We start from the raw sequence: 4,625 nt of genomic DNA, 5'->3' as shown, positions 1-4,625 counted from the left end.
GTACAGTTCTTAGGTGCAGATTCCGATGAAGCCGCCCCTTTGTTCCGAGATGATTGCGCCCCCGGTTTCCGGGATGATCTCGCCCCCTTGAGGCTGGGGTCCTGCTGGCAGTGATTGTTGTCGGTTCAATCGTGTAGCGAGTCAAGATTTCCGATGCTGATTTCGCCGCAAGCTTTCGCCGGATAGGTCAATGCGATACGCGTTGTGAACGAGGCGGTCAAGGATGGAATCGGCGTAGGTCGGATTGCCGATAACTTCGTGCCAGGCCGAGACGGGAAGCTGACTGGTGATAATTGTGGAGCGGCGGCCGTAGCGGTCTTCGAGTATCTCGAGAAGATCATGGCGCGCCTGGTCATTGAGCGGCTCCAGGCCCCAATCGTCCAATATCAAGAGCTGAACGTGACCAAGGGTGCGCTGAAGCCTCGCATACCGGCCGTCGCCGTGAGCGAGAGCGAGATTGGCGAACAAGCGCGGTACACGCTGATAGAGAACAGACCGATAATCCCGGCAGGCTTTATGCCCAAGCGCACAGGCCAGCCAACTTTTGCCGACGCCGGACGGTCCGCAGATTGCGAGATTGTCGTGAGCATCGATCCAATCGCCGCCGATCAACTTCATGAACAGCGCCCGATCGAGACCCCGCTCGCTGCGATAATCGACATCCTCTGGCACAGCCTGATGACGAAGCTTGGCGAACCGCAGACGGGCGGCAAGCTTGCGATCGTGACGCGAACTCCATTCTCGCTCCAGCAGAAGCCCGAGCCATTCGGCATGGGAGAGCTGCTCGCTTTCGCCGTTGGTGAGCAGTTCGTTGAAGGCTTTGGCCATACCGGTCAGGCCCATATGCTCCGGCGTCGTCGTGTGCTTGCCATTGCCGCTCGAGCGCCGGTGAGCGGCGATCCGCTGACCTTTGTGGAAGACCTCGATGGTGTTGGCCGTGATCCGCGCCTCGACCTGCTCACGGGCAAACCGATAGGGCACGGAGTAATAATGCTTGTCGATATCGACATGATAATCGAGGCCAGCCCGGCGGATTTTCCATTCCGCAAAGACATATCGCTCGACGGGCAACGGGCGCAGCGCCGGGTAATCAAGCTCTTCGAACAGCTGTCGTCTTGTGCGCCCGACACGGCGTAGAACACGCCGATTGTTGAGATCAGCGAGCAACTCGACGATCGCCGTGTTTACATCGGCAAGGCTATGGAAGACGCGGTGACGCAGCCGCCCAAGGAGCCAGCGCTCAACAATGCGAACAGCGGCTTCGACTTTCGCCTTGTCACGCGGTCGGCGCGGCCGCGTCGGCAGAATGGCACTGCCGTAGTGAGCCGCCATTCCGGCGTAGGTGCGATTGACCTGCGGATCAAAAAGGCAGGCCTTGATGACGGCAACCTTGGCGTTGTCAGGGACAAAGGCCACGAAAGGCCAGCGATCTCCACACGGCGCAGTGTCTCCCGCACCGTCGAGGGAGCCGCACCGACACGCAGCGCAATCGACTTGTGGCCGAGCCCTTTTGCAAATCTGTATCTCAGAATCTCGCGGACACGCCGCATCTTTAGTCTCTCCGCTGGCATCGCGTTCCTTCCTCTCAGTGCAACTGAAAGGTCGAACGTCTCACCAACAGGACACCCCGACAAACACCCCAATCAGGGGGCGAGGATCGTGTCCCAGCGCGTGGTGTAGCTGGGTTTCATAGCCATCGGTGATTTCCGGTAGGGTCGGGTTGCTTAGAACCAACCTGAAGGACACCACCGATGACCGACGATATGATGAACCTGCGCTCGCTTGTTGAGAAGAGCGCCGATGCCGATTTGCTGCGCGAGATGATTGGCTTTGCCGCCGAGAAGCTCATGGCCTTGGACGCCGTGAAGTGCTTGGGCTGGAGATCGGCACATCTGAGGCCGAGCCGATCTGGACGGAGTTTCTGCGCAAGCTGACCCGCCGGGGTTTGAGGGGCGTCAAGCTCGTCGTCTCCGACGCCCATGAGAGCATCAAGACCGCCGCCAGCAAGGTGCTCAATGCGACATGGCAGCGTTGCCGGGTCCACTTCATGAGAAATGCTTTGGCGCATGCTGGAAAGAGCGGGCGGCGCGTCGTCTCCGCTTTCATTGCCACCGCTTTTGCTCAAGAGACACCCGAGGCCGCCAGCGCCCAGTGGCGCAGTGTTGCCGATCAGATCAGGCCGAAAGTGCCAAAGCTTGCCACGCTTATGGATGATGCCGAGAACGATGTACTGGCCTACATGACCTTTCCAAAACAGCATTGGGCCAAACTGCATTCGACCAATCCCATCGAGCGCCTGAACGGCGAGATCAAACGGCGCACAGAGGTCGTCGGCATCTTTCCCAACGAAGACGCCATCGTCCGTCTCGTCGGCGCTCTCCTGCTCGAACAAAACGACGAATGGGCCGTCCAGCGGTCCCGATACATGACGCTGGAAACAATCGCACAAATGAGCGATGATCCCCTAATCAGCCTGCCAGCCGTGGCACGCTGATATCCCCTCCGGCCTGGACCGGAACACGCAGTGGATGGCAAAAGCTACACCACGCTATGGGACACGATCGCCGAAGTTGCCTGACTTGAGGGCCAGCGCAAGGCGGGGCGTGCTCGTTGTCGTCAACATAGGTACACCGGTTGCTATTTCGGCGCCAATCTCGAACACGATTTGTCCAAGGGCGGTGGCGACAGCCCCCGATGTTTCGCCGCCTGCCGCGACGATCTTTCGAAATCTGCTGGCGACTGCTGCGGAGGCGAGGGCCGAAAACAGTGAATCGTAACTGGCAGCAAGGTGGTCGCGCCCGAAGCGTGCTTGATCGTATGAGACGGCGGAGGGGTCATCAGTCGAATAGATAAGCGGCGCGGCATGACGGTGCGCCTCGATAAACGACCGCGTTTTTGCCAGCGCCGATTGAAGCTCGAGCGCTTCTTCGGCTGTTACGCGGAGCGCGGGGTGACTGCTGCGATAGGCTTCAACTTGTGCGCGGGTCGCGGTCGAACAACTGCCAGACAGGATCAGCGCGGGGCCGGATAGGTAGGCATTTGGAGCGGTCGTGGTTTCCGGTTTGATGCCGAAGTTTGTAGGCAATCCCATTGCAACGGCTGAACTGCCAGTGACAAGTTTATGCCTTGCCGCAAGCTGGCCGAGGAGCATTAGATCGATGTCGTCTATCGCATCGGCGACGATCAGCCGCGCGCCCGAACCGGCCAACCGCACCATCTCTGCCGCAGCATTGCTGCGCAGGTGCGACAACGTCAAGTGGCCAACAGGTAAGGATGTCTGCCGTCCCAACCAGCGTCTTATGTCTGAATCGCTCATCGGCGTCAGAGGATGCTTCTGCATGCCGGACTCGCTTAAGAGGCAGTCCCGCACGAAGAGGTGGCCCTGATAGATCGTGCGCCCGTTTGCGGGAAAGGCCGGGCAGATTAGGGCGATAGGGGCATCGAGTTCATGAAGCAGGGCGGCTGCGACTGGACCAATGTTTCCAGTAGGCGTTGAATCGAAGGTGGAGCAGTACTTAAAGACGATCTGCTCGGCACCATGAGCGATCAACCAACGGCACGCTGCGAGCGATTGAGCGACCGCATTCTCCACTGGAACAGAGCGGGTCTTAAGCGAAATCACTGCCGCATCAACATCTGGTCCAGGCGGAGCATCAGGAATTCCGATGTATTGAAGCACGCGCGCGCCAGCGCGTGCCAGCGTATTGGCGATATCGCCTGACCCGGTAAAATCATCGCCGATGACACCGATTTTCATTGTGGTGCCTTCTCGCGCCGCTGCTGCCAGAAAGTATCCGAAAGCTGTTGCAGGTGGTTGCGCATGGCATCTTCGGCGCGATCGGGATCGCGCGCAATGATCCCCCCCATAGATCGCGGCATGTGCCTCGTAGGCAATTTGTTCTTGCCCGGTCGCGGCCAGTGTAACGATGCGCTGTTCTTTAAGCCAGTCTGAAATCTGGTCATGCAGCGCGATGAAGACCGGATTTCGGGCGATTTTGGCGAGTTCGAAGTGAAAGGGGCATTGGTGCACGAATAAGATTTCAACGTTTCCTGTTTATTCAGCTGAGATGTCCACCAGCTTGATTGATCCAGCATGCCGCACAAGCATAACGCCGCCCACCGCCATCCTATCGGTAAAATGAAGTTCAAGGTGATGAACTGGGCGGAGTATGAGGCGGGCCTTCGTCGCCGTGGCAGTTTAACCCTTTGGATAACACCGGAAGCGTTGGCGGGCTGGGCTGCCCCACGACGCAAGACGCGTGGTGGCCAGCCTCTCTATTCTGATCTGGCGATAGAAACCACGCTGATGCTGGGTATGGTATTCGGATTGCGGTTGCGCCAGAGCGAAGGGCTTTTGAGTTCGGTGCTTGATATGATGGGCTTGCATTTACCTGTCCCCGATCACACCACCCTGAGCCGGAGAGCCCGAACCTGGCAACCGGCGGGCAGAAGCAACGACCGGGAGCATGTGGCGGACGGACCCATTCACGTTCTGGTCGACAGTACTGGGTTGAAGATCTATGGCGCCGGCCAATGGCTGGAAGAAAAGCACGGAGCGAAGTCCTGGCGGGGCTGGCGAAAATTGCACCTGGCTGTTGATGCCGACAGTGGCGAGATCATTGCCC

General features: G+C 58.9%; 4 protein-coding genes and 2 pseudogenes. 3 read left to right on the top strand and 3 right to left on the bottom strand.

The window, feature by feature from the left end:
* Positions 1-141: 141 nt before the first annotated feature.
* Together istB and AX760_RS26125 are read right to left on the bottom strand one after the other, a co-directional pair.
* Positions 142-843, bottom strand: coding sequence for an IS21-like element ISRel16 family helper ATPase IstB (gene istB / locus AX760_RS26995; protein ID WP_071831171.1), 702 nt, complete (start codon positions 841-843; stop codon positions 142-144).
* Positions 841-1,550: pseudogene (locus AX760_RS26125) on the bottom strand (Mu transposase domain-containing protein); the annotation flags it as partial. The gene istB and the pseudogene AX760_RS26125, both read right to left, overlap by 3 nt.
* 201 nt (positions 1,551-1,751) lie before the next feature.
* Between AX760_RS26125 and AX760_RS26990 the strand changes: the two are divergent.
* Positions 1,752-1,934, top strand: a complete 183-nt coding sequence (locus AX760_RS26990; protein ID WP_175551995.1) for a hypothetical protein — start codon at positions 1,752-1,754, stop codon at positions 1,932-1,934.
* Positions 1,856-2,494 (top strand): annotated as a pseudogene (locus AX760_RS02000) (IS256 family transposase); the annotation flags it as partial. The gene AX760_RS26990 and the pseudogene AX760_RS02000, both read left to right, overlap by 79 nt.
* Before the next feature lie 54 nt (positions 2,495-2,548).
* On the opposite strand, the gene otnK reads toward AX760_RS02000, so the two are convergent.
* The gene (otnK, locus tag AX760_RS01995; RefSeq protein WP_342587479.1) at positions 2,549-4,030 is read right to left on the bottom strand and encodes a 3-oxo-tetronate kinase; all 1,482 of its coding nucleotides are present in this window, start codon (positions 4,028-4,030) and stop codon (positions 2,549-2,551) included.
* 63 nt (positions 4,031-4,093) lie between these two features.
* Here otnK and AX760_RS01985 point away from each other — a divergent pair.
* Positions 4,094-4,625: IS5 family transposase (locus AX760_RS01985; RefSeq protein WP_139276425.1), on the top strand; the 532-nt coding region annotated here is incomplete at its 3' end.

Origin of the sequence: Pararhizobium antarcticum (genome assembly GCF_001885585.1) — a bacterium.
Classification (GTDB): Bacteria; Pseudomonadota; Alphaproteobacteria; order Rhizobiales; family Rhizobiaceae; genus Pararhizobium; species Pararhizobium antarcticum.
The sequence above is the reverse complement of the archived record's forward strand: the minus strand, read 5'-3'. Positions and strand labels throughout refer to the sequence as shown.

Coding starts and splice junctions, on each gene's coding strand:
- istB (WP_071831171.1), bottom strand. CDS start 843: ATGGGCCTGACCGGTATGGCCAAAGCCTTCAACGAACTGCTCACCAAC.
- AX760_RS26990 (WP_175551995.1), top strand. CDS start 1,752: ATGACCGACGATATGATGAACCTGCGCTCGCTTGTTGAGAAGAGCGCC.